Here is a 19784-nt window from a genome sequence, read left to right on the forward strand (position 1 = left end):
AGATTATCGAGTTAACACTACAGCTAAAGATATTAATACAGAAGCTATTGAAATATAAACCGAAGCATTTCGATTATAACTTGCAGACTGAATTTGTGGACCATTAGGCTCTACATATATAACGTCATTCTGTTGCAAGTAATAAAACGGTGAATTTACAATACCTGCATCAGTTAAGTCTAAATACGCATGCTCTTTGGTACCATCAATAGATTCTCTAACTACGAGAACATTTTTACGTTTACCATAAATGGTTAAATCTCCCGCAAGTCCTAAAGCCTTAGGCAAACTTATATATTCATCATTAATTGTAAAGGTTCCAGGACGACCAACTTCTCCTAAAACAGTAATTTGGAAATTTGAAATTTGAATATTAACAATAGGATTTTTAATGTAGTCTGAAATTTTAGTTTCCAGTAAAGATGACAACTCCTTTCGGTTCAAACCCACAACTTTGACAGATCCAAGAATAGGAAATTGTATTTCACCTTGGGAATTTACGAGATACTTTTGTAGAGAAGGTGTACCTCCAATTCTAACTTCTCCTGGTTGCCCTCCTAAACTATTACCTACATATGGTAAATTAAAAGGCATTGCAGCTTCGATTTCATCGGCGGAAACGGTAATAGCCAATTGATCATTTGGCTTAATCTCCAAATTATTATAAGTTAAATGATCAGTACCTCTTCCGATCTGATCTAAATTCTGAAAATACACCATCTCTTCTCGAGACACGCAGGATGACAATAACGTTAAACAAAATATACAAACGAAAAATTTGGATTTCAACATCAATTAGATTTTAGACTAAAAATAATTTTTTATAAAAACTTAAAAAATTATTTTTAAATTTTAAATATTATCAATAAGCTTTTTCTTCTCCTCCTATAGCATTTAAAACGGTTCTAACAATAATTTTAATATCTAAAAGTAAAGACCATTTTTCAACATAAAATATATCCAATCTTGTACGATTAATAATATCCGATTTAACTACCACTTCTCCCCGGTAACCTTTAATTTGTGCCAAGCCAGTGATACCAGGTTTGGCAAAATGCCTCACCAAATATTTATCAACTGAATTCTCATACTCACGAGTATGTGCTTCCATATGAGGTCTAGGACCCACCACACTCATATCTCCCAATAAAACATTAATAAATTGTGGTAATTCATCTATACTCGTTTTCCGAATAAATTTTCCGATTTTAGTAAGGCGAACATCATTCTTAGTCATCATTTTTGTATCAGCCTCTCTATTTACTGCCATAGATCGAAACTTATAACAGAAAAATGACTTTTTATTTACTCCATGACGCCTTTGCTTAAAAAACACAGGACCACGTGACTCTAATTTTATTATAATTCCTATAATTGGCACGAGCCAAGATAGTACAAAAATTATCACCAAAGATGAAAAAACCACATCAAAACTACGCTTAGTGTAACGTGCCACATCGGTATCCAGTGGTAATTTCCTGAGATTAAGAATTGGAACATTTCCAAAGAGCTCTACATCCATTGCCCTGGTATAGATTTCTTTATTATCAGGAACCATTTTAATTTTAATCAGATTATTATCACAAAAAGCAATAAGCTCGTTCATCTGATCTGAAGATAAACGAGATACCATACAATACACTTCATCTACTGTATGACTACGAATAAAATTAAAAGCATTATCTATTTTACCTAAATAAGTAATACTTTTTGAAGGATGATCATCAAAATATCCCCTGTACCGATACCCTAACTCCGGCTGATCGAAAATCTGACGAATCTTTTTCAACTTCCTGTCTCTTCCAATAACTACCACGCTAACGAAATTACCTCCTTCAACCCTATAAATATCTCTTAAATAATAAAAAATATAACGATAAATAATAATCGTTGAGAAAATGACAATTAATACTTTTAACTGATATATAGGGGAAATAACAAGATTTCGAAAACTAAAATTAGTAAAATAAGCCAGAGAGAATATAAGAAACAAGCTAAGCACCTTATCAAAATTAGTAAAAAAACGTTCATTTCTTTTCGTTGGGTAATAATCTATAGCAAAAGTAATGAGTAACCAACTAAGATTATAGTACACAATAGCCGAAATATTGTTATATGTTTCAAAGCTTAACGTAAACAACGTGAAGTTGATAATAATAAGATGAATAACAATTGAAACAGGTATGACTAAAGAAGACCTCTTCATATTTTTCTATAACTAAAGTGCTAAACTACTTAATAAATATGAGTTTAATGTTAATATAATTAATACTATCTCTTTAATTTTTCCTTTAGCATCAAATAGACAAACAAAGTATTAGTATAGGCATAACGTTTAAATAAACGTTTTGGTTCCTGAGATAGTCTATATAACCATTCTGTAGAAGTTTTTTGCATCCAGACCGGAGCCCGATTCTGCAGGCCTACCATTACCGGAAGCGCCCCTCCAATACCAATCATACAGGCGTTAATTCTCCCCTTCATATTAGCCATCCACTTTTCCTGCTTAGGACAACCTAAAGCAACAAACACAAAACCTGCCCCACTTTTGTTTATCAAGTCCGTGTAATCCTTTTCTTCTTCCTCACTTAATTCTCTAAAAGGTGGGCTTATTAAGCCTACAATATCTAAATTAGGATAATATTGGTCACAAAACTCTTTAGTTTTATCGAGAGTTAACTGGGTGCCTCCATAAAACACAACCTTTATTCCATTACTTTCAGCTTCTTTTAGCAAATCTGGCAATAAATCCATACCTGCAACACGATCCTGTTCTATGCCATAAATTTGTTTTAATCCCTTAGCCAATGGCATTCCATCTGGGGTAACCATATCTGCGTTATTTACCACTTCAGCAAAATCCTTGCTTTTATACGCTTCAACCAACATATGAACATTGGCTACACAAGTATAGGTTGATTTTTTGTTCAGTGCAAGGGTTGTTAAATCTTTAATAAAATCCTGATATGCCTTAATAGATATATCAATACTTATAAGTCTCTTCTTCATTAAAAATTATCTTCTAAATTTTTGAATTTACTCCAATTCAAACTAATCCAACCTTTTATTTAAAGTTCTCCTATATAGCTCAATTACTTTTCTTGCTTTATTATCCCAAGATAATTCTTTCTGAAGCTCAATACAATTGATAGACATTTTTTTTAATACATGTCTATTTTCCGATAAATAATCTATATGTGAAGAAAAATCCAACACAGATTTTTCTGGTGAGGTAAGTTTAATTTTAACCCCGATTCTATCATTAATTACAGCTCCAAAACCACATGTATCAAAACAAAGAACTGGTAATTGATTTGAAATTGCTTCCATCACAACCGTAGAAGTATCTTCACTCACACTGGTAAAGAAAAAAAGTTGCATTTGTTTCATTTTTTTCAAAACAATTGCATTGGGACAATTTCCATAAAAAACAACCTGATTTTTTATACCCAAAGTATCTACAATAAGTTTTGCACTAGCTTCCTGCTGTTTCGTACCACTTCCAACAACATGTAAAATAATATTAGGGTTATTTATTTGAGCTATACTTTTTAATGCTAAAGGTAATTGTTTACGGAAATCAAATTTACCTACCCATAAAATATTTAATTTTTTTGAAAAGAATCTGCCTGTAGAAATTTTAATGTCTGAAGGATAACTTCCGGTTTCGGGAATAATTAACGAGTCCTTGCCTTTATAAGTTTTTAGAGCTTTATAAGAATCGGGAATAGAGCTTATAAGGACATCTGCTCCCCTTAAAGCTTTATTAACCCTGCTATCAAATCTAAGTTGACAAATATTAAGAAAGTTTTTAAGCCTATTAAAAAGCTGAAATTTAAGACCCGCCTCTTTTAAATAGTTTACCGGAAATTGCTTTAAACCACCTATGGGACCCCAAATTAAAGGAATATATTTTATTTTCCATAAATACCCGGGTTCCCGAAAACCAATCATATTAAGTTGATGGAGAATATCAATATTATGTTCTTTTACAATTTCAACCGCTAATTTATAAGTTTGATATTGCCACTTTTTATAATGCCCGTAAAAGCGCCAATCTCCTTGATTCCAGCACATATTTCGGATTTCATCAGAAACCGGATTATAATAAAAATACATATTAGATGCCTGCGGCAAAGTTTTTAGAGCTTCTTCTATATACCCTCTAAATTCTCCTTCGGTAATTATATGAACCTCACAGTATCTAGCTAAATTGGCACACCAATTCCATCCCATTCCCGGCTCGCTTCCTGTATGTGGGGAACAAGCATAAGCATTAATAAGAATTTTAAGCATTTTTATAGAATTCAAAAACTCTAACCAATAATTTTATTGGTAAAATTAATATCATATCTTGGTGATGTAGCCAGTTTAAATTCATCTGGAGGAAAACCACACGCAATCATACAGATAAACACCTCTGATTGAGGAACACTACATAACTTTTGAAGTATTTTATCTTTTTCAGGAGTATTACTACAGTTTAAAGGACATGTTCCTATTTTTTTAAAATGTAGCGCATATAAAAGATTCATTAGATACATTCCTCCATCAATGAAAGCCTGATTTCTTTCAAAAGAATGACCAAAAACCCCCAACTCAGATGTCACAATAATTAATTTATCAGCAAGATGACCAAACCCCCTGTTCCCTCCTTGTATTTTTAAAATTTCCTGTATCAGCGCCTTATCAGTAAATATATACGTCCTCCAAGCTTGTCTATTACACGCAGATGGTGTTTTTTTTGCTATCTCCAATGCCTCTGTAATACTACTCATAGGAATTTCCAAATCCTTAAAATTACGCAAACTATGCCTTGAAAAAGAAAATTCATCAAACGGAGCCATTACATTTTTAAAATATCCCTCACTACTTTGTACAAGCTGCTTAGAAACTGGTCCCTCGATATTCAAAGTATTAATTTTCTTTAAATTTTCAAGAGTATTATCTTCTAATGCAAAGTTATTCTCAGCATGAAAATTTTCATACTCTTTTATTACAGCAACAGCATGTTTTAACTGAGGTTCATTAGCCCCAAACAAATCAATATACCTTAAACATTCATTAATTAAGACAATTAACTTAGGTTGACCAAAACCTAAGCGGGTATTTGGCATTGTTAATCCTTTTTCAAATACATGGTAATGTTTAATAATATTACCTATCAATTCATTCTGCTTTTTCATTAAAAATGAATCAGAATATTTTTTGTAACGCTTTCTATCGTAATTATAAGACTGATAAATAGTATATGCTCTCAAAGTTTTATTGAAAATAAATCTAATAAAACTGTCTGGAAAAATTTTAAAGAGTAATTCTTTCATAATTTATTTTTATTCAGCATTCAAAATACGCTGTAAATATTCCATTGAATCATTTCTGAATTCATTTAAGAGTCGATTAGGTTCACTGAAATTTATATTTTCAGATAACTCCCAATTATCATTTTCTCCACCTTCCCAAACAATACGATCTGATAAATGCAGCATTTCTAAAAAGTTCGTAATTCTCGAATTATTTGCTTTATTCGGTCTCAAAACTGCAAAAAATGGAATATTGAAATTGACAGAAAAAGCAGTGCCGTGAAAAGAAGTTGTTAAAACAAATTTAGCGTTTTGAAATAAGGCTATAAATTCAGACGGTCCTCCATCCTCAATATTGTATATGCCTTCTATTTTTTTATTTGCATAAGCTCTCTTACAAAGATTATATATTTCGCAATTAAACTTTCGCTTTAACTCATAAGCTTTTTGCACTAATTCATCAGATTCATGTAACTTATAAACAAGAATATAATCTCCTTTTGGCAAGCTATTCTTGTTATCCTCATTAATAACCCGACTCCAATCATCTTTAGAGAGCAATAAAGTAGGGTCTAAAACCTGCTTTGCTTGTTTCCCAGATAGCTGCTCGACTAGAGCAACTCCTTGCTTTTCCCGCACACCTATAAAATCAAGATTATTAAAAAAATCGCGATATTTAGCATGTAAACTCTCAGGGATTTGTGAAACGCCAAAACTGGAAGCATAAGTTACCTTTAGCTTATTCTTCGGAGCGAAATCGAGAAAATACGGTGATAATGACGTCCCGGTTCCAGGATTCCAAACCTGGTCACTACCTACCATATAAATATCATATTCAAAGCTCATTTTATAAAGTTCCTCATAACTCCTATACTGATCTTTAGAATATCTAGTTTTACCATTTGCATGAAATCTATAAAAATTTTTTTTTCTATTTTCGATAGCAGCAGAAAACACAGAACTCCCTTCGATTAAAGGAGAAATCACCCGGTACATTAAAAAGTTTTTAAATTTACTTTTTGTATCTTGTTTAATAAGTGGCTGGGATAAACCCGTTGGTTTATGATCTTTATGTTTATAATATAAATAATCAATAAGCTCTGCATCATAACCTAGGTCCCTTAATTTTCTCTGAAGCGCATAGGCTTGCAATTCAGCACCATAATTATTAGTTCTCGATATGGTAATAATACCTATTTTTTTCATTCTTGAATTAATTAGTCTTCAGTCTATGAAGATATTCCAAATGTTCAATTTTTTGTTTGGGAGAATCAAACCTATCCCTAATTTTCCTTGCAGGAACTCCACCCCAAATTTCACAAGGCGGTACACTTTTATTTACTAAACTACCTGCTGCGATTATAGATCCAGAAGAAATAGTAACCCCTGCTAAAATTATTGCTCCATTCCCAACCCACACATCATCGCCAACATAAGTTATTTCATCTTTACCCCTTGGCGAATCCCACATACTTATGCCTGGTTTTGCGAATGTATGATCATTTCTACCAACAAAAGAAACATCACCCGCTATAAGCACATGATTTCCAATAGTTAAATCTGTTGCTACTCTAGATCCTTTGCCAATTTGCACCTTATCCCCCAAAATTATTTTACGTCCCTTGGCAAATCTAACATCTTTCATTACCCTTACAAATCCATTATATTTAACAAAAGGAAATTTAAAGCTAAATACATACCAGGAACGAAAAACGTTAAGAAAATGATTCAATACAAATTTTAACTTACTTGATCCTACCGGCATATTACTATACTGAAAATTCATAAAAACCTATATACTATAAAAAATCGTTAAAAACTTCTACATATTGCTTAAAAGATACCGGCATTAAATTAGGCCTGTGATTTTGCCTAATATGATCTATGGAATAAAAATTGTTAAGCTCATTAACAAACTTTTCTTTATCTAGAGGCTCAAAAATTTTACCATTTTTGTCTGATATAAAATCAATTGCTCCAATATGCTTACTTGCCAAAACTGGGCAACCAAAAATTAAAGCCTCATTAACCACTGCACCAAATGGTTCAAATCTACTTGGCAAGATATAAAAGTTTGCTATATCATACCATGCATACAATTTAGCTCCTGAACAAAAACCTGCAAACACCACTCTATCATAAATGCCTAAAGATTTAGATTGCTCCAACAACTCATTCTTTTTACTTCCTTCTCCTACCAAAACTAATATATGATCCCTATTGTTAGATTCTGCAAATGCAGAAATCAACAAATCCAATCCTTTAACATGTTCCAAACGCCCGGAATAAAGAATAATTTTTTTACTATTAAGATGAAAATCTTCCTCATACTTATTTATAATTTCAGGAAACAAGCTTCTGTATCCTAAAAGACTTTCAGGATTTTGAATATTTGGACATACTTCCACCCTCAAATTAGGAAATACGTTTCTATACCAGTTCATTACCCTATTACTATAAACAACCAAGGCATCAGCATTCTTCAGCACATATTTTCTAGATTGAGCCTTTAAACCTTTTACTGATTGAGCTATAGCAATATTATCGGAAGTCGTAATGACATACTTATATTTAAAAAACCTTTTATAAAATGCAAGAATTATACTAGTAGGAGCGTATTCATGAGAAAAAATAATTTTTGGCTTTACTGAATTAATTAAACCCAGAATACCAAATCTTATAGGTCTTTTACCAATTCTAAAACCTTTGGTCAAAAAAACAGTATTTATTTCAGGTTCTAATAGATTTAAAAGTTCATCTCTATTATACTTAAAACCCTCCCTTTCAGAATCAGTAAAAGCAATAGTTAGATCATAATATACACTCATCTCATTAAAAACATCTATACGCCAAGGTGGTAGATATTGAAAAAAAATTAACGCCTTTGTTTTTTTAATCACAGAAATTAAATTTTAGTTCCATAATTTAGGAGCTACAAGTCTTATATGATTCGTTAAATAATGGAATAGCGCTATTCCTAGACCTTTATGTCTTTTTTCAAATTTATAAAATTCCTCAGGATTATTTCCTAACGGTGAACGAAAAGCTTTCCAGCGCTTCAGGAAGGACTTTTTAGGATTACACCAAGTAGCTAATTCAGTATGTAGATCACATCTACCTAATATTTCTGAGGCAATATAAATTTTCACACCTTTAGCTTTCGCCCGTAAACCATAATCAAAATCTCCCAAAGCATGCCTAAAGATTGGATCATTAAGACCGACAATTTTATAAACATAAGACGGTATCAAAACGATATTCCCATTAAAATAATCACATTCTTCTGGAGATTCCTTTGGAATCAACAAACCCTTTTTCCTAGAACGACCGCCATATGTAACCAGATTATGATTGTTAAGAGCGCTAGTAGTACCTACAATAATTGATTCATTCTTAAAATCATAAGAAGTATTTAATAATTTTTTCAGAGCATCTCTTTTCAAATAAGTATCATCATTCAACCAGAGATAATAATCAAACTCCTGCTTTTTTAAAGCTGTAGTCCAAGCCAAATGCATCCCTCTATTCCAAAATAAATCTCCACTCCCCTTAATAACATTGACCTTAGGAAACCTATCTTTAACAGCATCAGAGGTTCCATCAGCACTACCATCATCAACCATAAATACACTAATTTCAAAAGATTGAGAAATATCCTGATCAAAAAGCCGCTTTAAACAGCTTAATGTTTGCTCCTTTCGGTTAAAGACAGTAAGAAGTACTGCTATTATCATGAAATATTTTTTATAAACCGTGCTGGATTACCAGCCCAAATTTGATTAGAGGGAATAGACTTAGTTACAACGGAACCTGCACCAATAATACTATTCTTACCTATTTTCACTCCCTTTAAAATAATACTCTGCGCACCAATAAATACATTATCATCAATATAAACCGGAGCATTTTTCTTACGTACTAAGTCTAATTCAGAATTTCTCACAATTGGATCTACACTATGAAAGTCTGAATCATAAATTTTGACTCCTCCACCAATTTTCACATTGTCACCTATATGTATAAGTTCGTGACAAATGATAGCAGCTTGCGATATGCCCACAGATTTACCAATATTTATCTTAGCCTTATTACCAACAAAAAAGGTACATTTTTCATAAACCCCTATAGGATTCCCATCAATCCTATTATGCATAGAAAAATTCTCATCTACTGTAAAATTTCCTGTACGGGCAATCATCATATAAGGAAACCCAGTTGATTTAAATTTACCAAAAGAGGCACCATTTCCTGTAAAAATAATATAACACATCAACTTATCATAACCTCTAACAAGAATCTGAGAGACTTTTCTAAGGCTTTTAAAAATTAATTTAAAAAGTAATTTTATTTCCATTTAAGGTTATTAAGTTAAATTAATAAAAGCATTTTTACTAAAAAGGCTTCGAATCCAACTAGTAAAGTCTTTATCACTCATTTTTCGAAAAGTTTCAGAAAAGCATACACCAACAGCAATCCATAACACTAGAAAGTTTAAATCAAAGCGGCTAAAGTCCTCTATCCAACTATAAAACCACCTAAATGCGACATACACTCCAAGAATTTTAGAAAAAATATTATTTGATGAATATATTGAAGTGTAGGCTGCTTTAAAAAAAATAATAAAATATGATATAACTCCTATTACTCCAAAATAATTAAAAATGTTTAATATAGAAACTTCGGAGCTTTGGCGTTCATCCCTATCAGTTTCTAACCGATATTGCTTATAAGCTTCCAACCAATCGAAGAAATTACTATCAAAACCTCGAGCCATAGATCTTCCAAAAAGCCAATAATCATTATTTATCGCAGAACTAATGACCTCTTCGTACAGAAAAGTTCTAGTATCTACCAAAAGTTTCTCATTATCATTCTTAGTATCTAAATACTCGTTAAATTTAAATACATTAAAGGTATTGTTAACAGCGAGATACAAAAAAGCAAAAGGCAATAGAAAAAATATTATGGTAATATAATAAAATATTTTTTTAGTGAAATTTTTTCTGAAATAATATAAAAAACTTAATCCAAATGGAATTATAAATTTAATTACGTTGCTTCGAGCACCACTGCTTAGAAATGTTATTAATACTATTGACAGAACACCAATAACTTTCCACTTTTTAGGTAAAATTGGGAAAAATAATAATAAAAAACTAATAGGCATTAAATATCTCCCGTAAGCCTCAGGTAAAATGAATATTAGAAAAATTGGAAATAAAGGTAATGCGTAATTTTTCCAATATTTTATCGTTCTATTCAGTATCAATGGTGAACCAAATGCATACACTGATATTGGCATTAAAAATACCATCAAATTACTTATTAACAGTTTCCAATCCCAATAATATTCCGATTTTATAAGACCATGAATAAATGAAAATAATACAATAATCAAGAAAAAAGATATAGGCCACAAACTAGAAGTGATAGAATTTAATAGATAAGATTTTGTTTTAAAAAAGAGAACCAAGATCACGCCGTAGATAATCCACCAAAACGAGGTATTCCCTATTGGTAGTCTAGACCATTGATTTACTGAGGATAATGTTATTAATAAAATAAAAAAAGGTAAAATTCTAGTTGTGTAGTAATAAGCTTTAGTTCTCATTTCCAATTCTTCATATTAACAATATCCCACGGAGACTCATTCCACCACTCACTCTTTAATAGATTATTTCTTTTATTTTCATCAAATCTGAATTTTAATATTTTGGCAGGAACACCACCTACTATAGCATAGGGCGGCACATCTTTAGTAACTACAGCTCCAGCAGCAACTACAGCTCCAGTACCTATTGTAACTCCATCCATCAAAATAACCCTTGTTCCAAGCCAGACATCATGTCCGATTTTAATTTTCTTATACTCCATAAAATCCATATTTTTCTCTACCACTTCAATATTTAAAGTATTTTTACGTTTATAAAAAACTGGAGATGTAGAAAATAAATTAGTAGGATGACATCCCAAACCTATATTCACCTCATGTGAAATTGAGCAAAAGTTACCTATTTCTGCATTTTGGATAAGTGAATTTCTTCCAATATAGGTATATTTTCCAATTTTGCTATGATTAATTATTGTGTTGGAGTATATATGCGAATGCATATCAATCTCGCAATCTGGTGTTAATGAAATGTTTTTTTCTAAAATTGCCGTTTTAAATTTTTTACGATTTACAATATCCCGTGCAAACAAATTACTAGAAAATAAAAACGCTTTCAATGCTCCTAAAGGAAAATACAATAGTCTTTTTAAATATTTCATAATTTACCAATAACATGAATCCTCAACGTTACCTGCAGTCTTAGGTTTTTCTTTATCAAGTGGTCGTACCCAGTATTTATTCATTAATTCTGAATATTCACCGTTAGATATTCCCCATTCTTTCACTCCATAATTTGCATCTTCCCATCTTTTCCCTCTAATCCCAAAAATCAATTGCAAAGCTCCTCCCAAATGAATAGCTTTTTTACCAATTCTCTTCACATGTGCTGCTAATGGAAAACCATAAGCCCCGGCTCCTATTAAACAAATATCAAAATCAGTTTTATCAATTTGCTTCTTCATCCCATTTAAAGCATCAAACCAATCATCATATTCCGAACTAGTTTGACCTAAAGTTTGGACAGCTTTTATAACATCGAGAGATTTAAATTCGGGCAATATATTTGAATTTTCAAATATATTTTTTCTTTTCTCGTATTGCGCAAGTATTGTTTCTGAAAAGGGATGAATTACTAAAACTCTTTTATTTTCTAAAGCCTTTGTCCATGGTAAATCTAACCAAAAAGGCTCTAAATTACGTAAATGTGTTTTGTAACAATTTAAATACCCATCAAAATAATTCTCTCCATCTAACCACGAACCTAAAATATCTACCTCCTGCATATCATCGATCATCATCTCACAAAATCTTTCAATATTATTTAAAGTTGGAGGAAAAAAGCCACTCCATTCGTACATCTGATCAATAATATTATAATCCCACCACCATTTATTTTCTTCCCCTCTAATAAATTTTATATAATTTTTACTTCCCGACTTCACCCCTACATAATTTATTAAGCATGTTAATTCTGTAGAACCAAACCTAGCTATCATACAAGGTTCATCAGCAAGCAATCTATCATAAATAAGATTTTCAGAACTTTTAATATAAATTTTCTTTTCTGAAATTCGTTCAGAATTACGAGTGATTTTAATATACAAACGACGTAATGATTTAAGCAGAATTTTTTTTGTTGTATTCATATCAAAATTTTTATTTCCCTAATCTCGGGTATCCTCTCAAACGCCATCTAACTTTAGTAAGATAGATGAAAATATATGACAATATTCTCGTATTTCTATATAAATTAAATTCAAATGGAGTAAAGCATTTCTTTATTTCTATATTTAGATTATTATTAAAGTACTTTATGGATGAATAATCTTTCTTTTTTAAAAAAGAAAGATAAAAATGCCTAACTTCATACCTCAGAAAAGTTGGATAATCAACATTTAGCCCTCCTGTTTTTAGCCATCTAGCGTGTACTAAATTATATCTACCAACTACATGCTTTATCACCTCTTTAATTTTAGTTTGGGTGGCTTGACCTGCAACGTCACCTACATATATACTTAGTGGAGTTCCACAATAGATTACCTTTGAAGTAAGTGCTAATTGAAAAAAAAGAGCATAATCTTGATTTCTTTTCATTCCTACAGGAAATCCTCCCAATTTATCAAACTCAATTTTACTTACAATTGTAGCACTCGTATGAAGAAATACATGAGGGTTTTGAAAAAAACTAATTTGAACTATTTTATCTCTATAGTCTGTGGCTATTCTATCATGTATACCTGTCGAATTCCTAATTAAACCTGCACAACAAAACATACCAGCATTTGGAAATTTCTTGATCGCATCTGCCATCGTTTCCAGATAAGTTGGCAGCCACTCATCGTCACCATCTAAAAAAGCAATATATTTATTTTTTGCACTCCTAACACCTGTATTGCGGGCAACACTAACCCCTTTATTATCCTGATTTATTATTTTAATTCGGGGGTCATTAATATTTTTTTCAATCACTTCGACCCCTTCATCAGTTGATCCATCATTAACAACTATCAATTCGAATTCTGTTAAAGTTTGATCTAAAACCGTTTGAATAGTTTTTAATATTGTATGTGCTTTATTATATAACGGAATAACAACTGATATCATACTCATATATGTTCTTTAAGAAAATTAACTCCTACACTTTGAAATTCGCTTAATTGTTTATTTGTCTCTTTCCAATTAATATTTTGGTTCAATAATTTATAAATTTGTTCTTTATCAAATTTATAAACTATTCTATCTCCAAGTCCTACCCTGTCTAGTAAAGACACTATCCTCTCATTTTTATAAGGTGTTAAAACGACGAAATGTTTATTAAATATTAATGAAAATACGACAGCGTGGAAAGAACAACAAATAGTAAAATTAGCATAATAAAAATATTCCAACCACTTTTCAGGAGCAACAATTATATCTGTTGCTCCTTTTAACCAAATGCAAGTATCCGGATTTCTTAAATTTAATATCTCCATTCGTTTTTGGTTTCCAATAAATCTACAGGCTTCCCTCAATTCCTTAGGAAATTCATTAGGCACCAATATATAGGAAGCAATATATTCCTTTTGGATGTTACTATCTGGTATAAATCTTTTATAATCATTTACGGAAAGTAGAAACGTAGGATCTGGTGTATGATATATTTGTTTTGTCTCTTTAAATAAAGATTGAATAAAATTCACGGCAATTGTTTCTCTTAAACTGATTGCATAAAAATTCTTTAACAAAGAATGAATTTCATCATTCATAAACTCAGGCACATTACATTGCCCCATGCTTGCCGCGTAGCCAATTTTTTTGACATGGTCCCCTCCGAAATCAAGATAAAATGGCCGATTAATCGTATTTCTAGAACTTACGTTCCAAATTTGGTCACTCCCAGCAATATAAATATCGTAATCTGGCGGATCTTGTTGTAGTGCTTTAAGGCTCTTATAAACCTTCTCACCCCTCTTTAAAAAAGCTCCAAAGTTCCCTTGCTTTCTATAGCGGCTTTCGTTTAGTGCATTAATTAATTTTTGTTTCATTAATTTTGGGCTTTTTGAAACAAAAGAACGCCAAGTTCTAGTTCGCTCTCTTTCAAAATTAATAAACTCAACCTGATGCCCTAAATTTTCTAAAAATGTTTGTAAAGCAAATGCTTGCAACATCGCTCCATTATTTAAAGCGTCTTGGGTTGTCATTATACCTATTCTCATTCCCGTTTTATTTTTATAAATATTGCAAAAATCACTTATATCATGATCTGAAGTAACTTATTAAAGTCAATCTTGATTCAAAATATTCCAACTTGACCAAACCAAATACAATAGCACCAGCTCTCAAAGTTATGAACCCAAATAACAGTTCCTATTCCTTCTATATATTACGATCAATGGTAAGACAGATCAATATTTGTATTTTATAGTATTTTTAATTTATATGATAAAGATAAAAGTTGGATTGGTTTTGGTTAACAATTTTATCAGATACGTTTGCTAAACACTGCTTATATAAAAAACATTTCAAAAAAACTTTGTCATTGATCAAATACAGCATTCAACTCCATAAAAACACATCAATGAATTTCTTTTGAAATTTAACAAGAGTCTCCTAATACAATCCTATTTTTTCCTTTTCGGCCGGAAATAAATAAAAGAAGACATAGCAGTACATTGCAGCAAAAATTGAGAATTTTACTAAAATCAAAGTCATGTATCAAATATACTTTCAAATTAGTCCGTTATTTCTATCTATTTATCAAAATAGCTTATTCCCTGTTAGATTTCTAAAATTTTCATGTTTTTATAACTAACATCTAATAAATTACCATCATTATCCCACAGAATTAATGCTAACCCAGAAGCGTTAAAAAGTTTTTCCTTCTCCTTGACAGATAATATAACATTGTCATTGACGATATACTGGTAATAGTTATTACAAACAATTATTTTGAAATTATTATAAACACCCAAATCTACCTTTAAAAATTGAGAGCATATATGATTATGAAAAAAACCCTTATAAACTACCTCAAAAGATAATTTTTCGTTATGCCTAAAATTAAACCTATACCTCTTGCCTAAATTATCGAAATTAAAAGCTATCTGAAATTCAGAATTTACAGTATTAATCTTAGCATCAAACTCAAAAATATAGGGCTTTTGTAATTTATTTCGGTATTTTAGTAATACCCATTCATTCCTAACACCTTCATGGAAACATTTAATAATTCCATCAGATAAAAATTCCACTTTCGAATTATCACATACATTATCATTCTCATAACTCACATCCTTCACTTTGAAAGGTGTTAAATCGTTAAGCATATGATTTTCAATGTATTTAATTTGACTCCAAGAATTATCCTTGAACTCAAAAAAATCCTCTACACTTTTTATATTAGTTGTTTCTTTTACATCAAAATATTCTACCGATTTGTTATCACTCTGAAAATTATTCTTTACTTTTTTATTAATCTTTTTAAATAATATAGGTCTAATCCTATAAATTAGAGCATCTTTTATATTTATCATACCTCTCTAACTCCTTTTTAACATTTCTCCTATTTTCACTTTTGCCTGCCCATACAATAGCATAACTTGACCCCTTTCATCACTTGCTAGACCAATATAATATGAACTCAATATACCTACAATAAAGGTAACAACTAAGGTTATAATTAATCTAAACAAACCTTCTTCTAACAGCTCTATAATTAAAATACCGATACTTAATGACACCATCGTGGACAACAGACATCGAACTACAACCTGCTTCAGGAATAAACTTTTAGATAGACCAACAATTTTCTTTGCAAAATGCAGAACAACACCAAAACCTCTTATTAACCTTTGAGTAATGAACAATACATATAAGGTATAAGGAGGGTAACCCATAGTAAAAAGAATACACCCCAAAACTATTGGTAACGTTAGTAAAACTGATACAGATAGTTGATAATTTCTAATTTTACCTGTGGCAGAGATTGCTGATGGTAATGTTATAAATAACTGATCTATCAAACTTATAATTAATAAAAGACGACAAAAAATAACAGTGTACTCCGGTACGTTTTTAATCCATAACTTCAATATATATGGCATTTCTATACAGATAGGAATTGCAAAAAGGGCTAAAAGAAAAAATGAAAATTTAGAACCAACCATAGCTGTTCTCAACATACTTCTTCTCTTCCCAGCTCCCTCATTCTTAACAATAACAGGATTTAATGCTTTTAGCATAGTTGCAGCAAAAACGCTAACTTGGCCATTAACTTGATTTGCTACACCCTGTGCTGCATTAATTCTAGTACCAAAAAACATATTAAGAACTATACCCTGACCATATTGGGCAACGATTGAAATCGTGGAGCCTAAAAAATTCCATCCGGCAAACCCAGTCATTTCTTTTAGAAGGGATTTATCCCAAAAACGTTTGGGTGATACAACGCACTCTGAATAATGTTTGTGACAGTAAACTCTCATAATTGTAAGAATTACTAATGGAATTAGAGCCATTAGAACACCATACATCTTTAACTTATCCATTGCTGTATAAACCACAAATAAGGCTACGAGTAACTTTAAAATAGATTCCAGAACACCAACTATGGAAAAATAAAACATATTCTCATGTGCATTTAACAAAGCCTGATAAGGTACACTCATAACTGTAAATACAGTACTAACTATGAGACTCCCGTAAACAAATTTAGCTGCATATATTCTATTATCTGGGATATTCAATATACCGTTAAAAAAGAAATAACCAGCTAATAACAATATTAAAGCTAAAAATATTCCAATTCCAAAATGTAATACAATACTTACATTAAAAATTTTTTTTTGAAGAATCCTATCACCTTTACCTTCATAAAAAGACATAAATCGCTGAGTAGCACTGGCCATCGCAGCGTTTAAGAAACCTAACATTGCAACAGCTCCACCCACAACACTATATATTCCATAATCAGATGTTCCTAAAGCATTTAAAACTAACCTTGTTGTATACAAAGAGATAAACATTGTTATCCCCATCTTAGCATATAAAAAACCCGTGTTTTTAATAACCCTATTCGCTGTAGACATGTTCTATTTTGATCAGTAAATTTTTAGTTATTTTCATATTCATTTAGAACTATCTGGTATATAAGTTATTCGATCTAGAAAAAATTGATCAATGGGTACAAAATACATTTTATAATAATAATCATTTTAATTAGATACCCTTAAGTTTAACAAAGACAAATAGGAACAAAGTTAATTACTCAACCTGCTTTAAAATCTTATGCCCAGCCTTTAACAAATCTACATCTCTTTTCATCAACTTCACATCACCTTTCATCATATCTTTTACTAATCCTTTTAGATCAAATTCAGGCACCCAACCTAACTTTTCCTTAGCCTTTGACGGATCTCCTAATAACAAATCAACTTCAGTCGGACGGAAATATGATGGATCTACTGATAATACTTCTTTACCAGTTTCTACCTTATAATCACCTTTACAAGCCACTACATAAGCTTTTTCATCTACCCCTTCACCTTTAAATTCTAATTCTATACCTACCTCCTCAAAAGCCATACGCACAAATTCTCTTACCGTTGTAGTTACTCCTGTAGCTATTACCCAATCTTCAGCCTTTTCAGCTTGTAGAATCATCCACATCATACGAACATAGTCTTTTGCGTGTCCCCAATCTCGTTGCGCCTCCAGATTTCCTAAATATATTTTATCTTGTAATCCAAGAGCGATTTTAGCTACAGCGCGTGTGATCTTTCTAGTTACAAAAGTTTCCCCTCGTCGAGGCGATTCATGATTAAATAGAATACCATTACAAGCATACATATTGTAGGCTTCGCGATAATTCTTTGTGATCCAGAAGCCATAGATCTTAGCTACACCATAAGGAGATCTCGGATAAAAAGGGCAGGTTTCGTCGTAGAATCCATTTGCATTCTTATTTTCCGGTAAACCGCCGTAAAGTTCAGAAGTAGAAGCCTGATAAATCCTGGTTTTCTTCTCTAGCCCTAATAAACGTACCGCTTCCAAAATTCTTAGTGTTCCTAATCCATCAACATTTCCTACATATTCCGGGGAATCGAAAGATACCTTAACATGAGACATCGCTCCTAAATTATAGATCTCATCAGGTTGAGTTTCTTGAATAATCCGAGTTAGGTTCATGGAATCCGTTAAATCCCCATAATGTAACTTTAAGCGTTGATTGGGATCGTGTGGATCCTGATATAGATGATCTATTCGATCAGTATTAAATAAGGAAGCTCTTCTTTTTATCCCATGAACCATATAGCCCTTTTCTAATAATAATTCAGCTAAATATGATCCATCTTGACCTGTAATACCAGTGATTAGTGCGACTTTCATAATTAAAATTTTAAGTATTAGTTTAGATTGTTAAATCGTTATAATTTTACCTCCTTAAAGTTTTCGATATTTTCAAGAAACCAGTTGTATGTTTTTTCAATTCCTTCTTCCAAATCGACTTTATGTTTCCATCCAAGATCATGCATTTTAGAAACATCCATTAATTTACGAGGTGTACCATCAGGCTTAGAGCTATCCCAGGCAATATCACCTGTATGCCCAATCTTTTGCTGAATTATCTCAGCTAACTCCTTTATTGTAATATCTACACCTGTACCTACGTTATACAAATGATCTGGAAGTACATTTTCTAAACCAAATACAACACTTGCCGCCATATCGTCTACAAATAAAAACTCACGCATTGGCGAACCACTACCCCACAATTCCACAGTGCTATTATTATTTTCTTTAGCCTCATGAAATTTACGAATCATCGCTGGTAAAACATGAGAGGTTTTAAGATCGAAGTTATCATGAGTACCATATAAATTAGTTGGCATTAAACTCACAAAATCTTTTCCAAATTGCTTCCTTATTGCCTGACATGTCTTAACTCCAGTTATTTTGGCGATAGCATACCATTCATTAGTAGGCTCTAATGGCCCAGTAAGCAAATATGACTCTTTTAATGGTTGCGGGGCAAATTTTGGATAGATGCAAGAACTCCCTAGAAAGATAAATTTTTTCACTTCTAATTGATGAGCTGCCTCTATCAAATTATTTTGGATTCGCAAATTCTCCATTAAAAAAGTATAGGGGTGATCATTATTAGCTAAAATCCCTCCTACTCGAGCAGCAGCATCGATAATTACATCTGGTTTTTCTTTAGAAACAAAAGCATTTACTTCGGCTTGGTTTCTAAGATCCAATTCAGCACTCGTTTTACCAACTAAATTCGTATAACCTTTATTTTCTAAAGCCCTCCATATAGCACTACCAACCATACCTCGGTGTCCGGCTAAATATATTTTAGAATTATTATCCATATCTTAATTATTAAT

19 protein-coding genes are annotated in these 19784 nt (G+C 31.6%); all 19 read right to left on the bottom strand.

All coding sequences use genetic code 11. The features are described 5' to 3' along the window. Positions 1-3: 3 nt before the first annotated feature. Positions 4-792, bottom strand: a complete 789-nt coding sequence (locus tag BM201_RS00615) for a polysaccharide biosynthesis/export family protein (RefSeq protein WP_245758542.1) — start codon at positions 790-792, stop codon at positions 4-6. A 70-nt stretch (positions 793-862) separates the two neighbouring features. Then, positions 863-2206, bottom strand: coding sequence for an undecaprenyl-phosphate glucose phosphotransferase (locus tag BM201_RS00620; protein WP_092539466.1), 1344 nt, complete (start codon positions 2204-2206; stop codon positions 863-865). Between the two features lie 65 nt (positions 2207-2271). Then, complete coding sequence (locus tag BM201_RS00625) at positions 2272-3009, bottom strand: WecB/TagA/CpsF family glycosyltransferase (RefSeq protein WP_092539467.1); 738 nt, start codon at positions 3007-3009, stop codon at positions 2272-2274. 42 nt (positions 3010-3051) lie between these two features. Beyond that, entirely contained in the window at positions 3052-4296 is a 1245-nt protein-coding gene (locus BM201_RS00630; protein ID WP_092539468.1) for a glycosyltransferase family 4 protein, read from the bottom strand. A 20-nt stretch (positions 4297-4316) separates the two neighbouring features. Beyond that, complete coding sequence (locus BM201_RS00635) at positions 4317-5324, bottom strand: nitroreductase family protein (protein WP_092539469.1); 1008 nt, start codon at positions 5322-5324, stop codon at positions 4317-4319. A gap of 9 nt (positions 5325-5333) precedes the next feature. Next, entirely contained in the window at positions 5334-6509 is a 1176-nt protein-coding gene (locus tag BM201_RS00640; RefSeq protein WP_092539470.1) for a polysaccharide pyruvyl transferase family protein, read from the bottom strand. A 7-nt stretch (positions 6510-6516) separates the two neighbouring features. Then, positions 6517-7089, bottom strand: coding sequence for an acyltransferase (locus BM201_RS00645; RefSeq protein WP_092539471.1), 573 nt, complete (start codon positions 7087-7089; stop codon positions 6517-6519). A 13-nt stretch (positions 7090-7102) separates the two neighbouring features. Then, a complete protein-coding gene (locus BM201_RS00650) occupies positions 7103-8203 on the bottom strand; it encodes a glycosyltransferase (RefSeq protein WP_245758543.1) in 1101 nt (366 codons plus the stop codon). A gap of 12 nt (positions 8204-8215) precedes the next feature. After that, the gene (locus BM201_RS00655) at positions 8216-9037 is read right to left on the bottom strand and encodes a glycosyltransferase family 2 protein (RefSeq protein ID WP_092539473.1); all 822 of its coding nucleotides are present in this window, start codon (positions 9035-9037) and stop codon (positions 8216-8218) included. Beyond that, on the bottom strand, positions 9034-9657 hold the full coding sequence (locus BM201_RS00660) for an acyltransferase (protein ID WP_092539474.1): 624 nt from the start codon (positions 9655-9657) through the stop codon (positions 9034-9036). The genes BM201_RS00655 and BM201_RS00660 overlap by 4 nt, the downstream gene beginning before the upstream one ends. Positions 9658-9666: 9 nt before the next feature. Then, a complete protein-coding gene (locus BM201_RS00665) occupies positions 9667-10914 on the bottom strand; it encodes an O-antigen polymerase (protein ID WP_092539475.1) in 1248 nt (415 codons plus the stop codon). Beyond that, positions 10911-11573 (bottom strand): xenobiotic acyltransferase family protein, encoded by a 663-nt coding sequence (locus BM201_RS00670; RefSeq protein WP_139219095.1) that lies wholly within the window; start codon positions 11571-11573, stop codon positions 10911-10913. The genes BM201_RS00665 and BM201_RS00670 overlap by 4 nt, the downstream gene beginning before the upstream one ends. Positions 11574-11576: 3 nt before the next feature. Continuing rightward, positions 11577-12560, bottom strand: a complete 984-nt coding sequence (locus BM201_RS00675; RefSeq protein ID WP_092539476.1) for a hypothetical protein — start codon at positions 12558-12560, stop codon at positions 11577-11579. A 10-nt stretch (positions 12561-12570) separates the two neighbouring features. Beyond that, on the bottom strand, positions 12571-13524 hold the full coding sequence (locus tag BM201_RS00680; protein WP_092539477.1) for a glycosyltransferase family 2 protein: 954 nt from the start codon (positions 13522-13524) through the stop codon (positions 12571-12573). Continuing rightward, positions 13521-14609 carry a polysaccharide pyruvyl transferase family protein gene (locus tag BM201_RS00685; RefSeq protein ID WP_092539478.1) on the bottom strand — a complete coding sequence of 363 codons (1089 nt, stop codon included), beginning with the start codon at positions 14607-14609 and terminating at the stop codon, positions 13521-13523. Before BM201_RS00685 ends, BM201_RS00680 begins: the two co-directional genes overlap by 4 nt. 561 nt (positions 14610-15170) lie before the next feature. Continuing rightward, on the bottom strand, positions 15171-15926 hold the full coding sequence (locus BM201_RS00690; protein WP_092539479.1) for a hypothetical protein: 756 nt from the start codon (positions 15924-15926) through the stop codon (positions 15171-15173). A gap of 6 nt (positions 15927-15932) precedes the next feature. Then, a complete protein-coding gene (locus BM201_RS00695) occupies positions 15933-17480 on the bottom strand; it encodes an MATE family efflux transporter (RefSeq protein ID WP_217643044.1) in 1548 nt (515 codons plus the stop codon). A 175-nt stretch (positions 17481-17655) separates the two neighbouring features. Then, positions 17656-18780, bottom strand: coding sequence for a GDP-mannose 4,6-dehydratase (gmd, locus tag BM201_RS00700; RefSeq protein ID WP_092539480.1), 1125 nt, complete (start codon positions 18778-18780; stop codon positions 17656-17658). Between the two features lie 38 nt (positions 18781-18818). After that, on the bottom strand, positions 18819-19769 hold the full coding sequence (locus BM201_RS00705) for a GDP-L-fucose synthase family protein (protein WP_092539481.1): 951 nt from the start codon (positions 19767-19769) through the stop codon (positions 18819-18821). Between the last annotated feature and the right edge of the window lie 15 nt (positions 19770-19784).

The sequence above is a fragment of the Zunongwangia mangrovi genome (genome assembly GCF_900112105.1).
Lineage (GTDB): Bacteria > Bacteroidota > Bacteroidia > Flavobacteriales > Flavobacteriaceae > Zunongwangia > Zunongwangia mangrovi.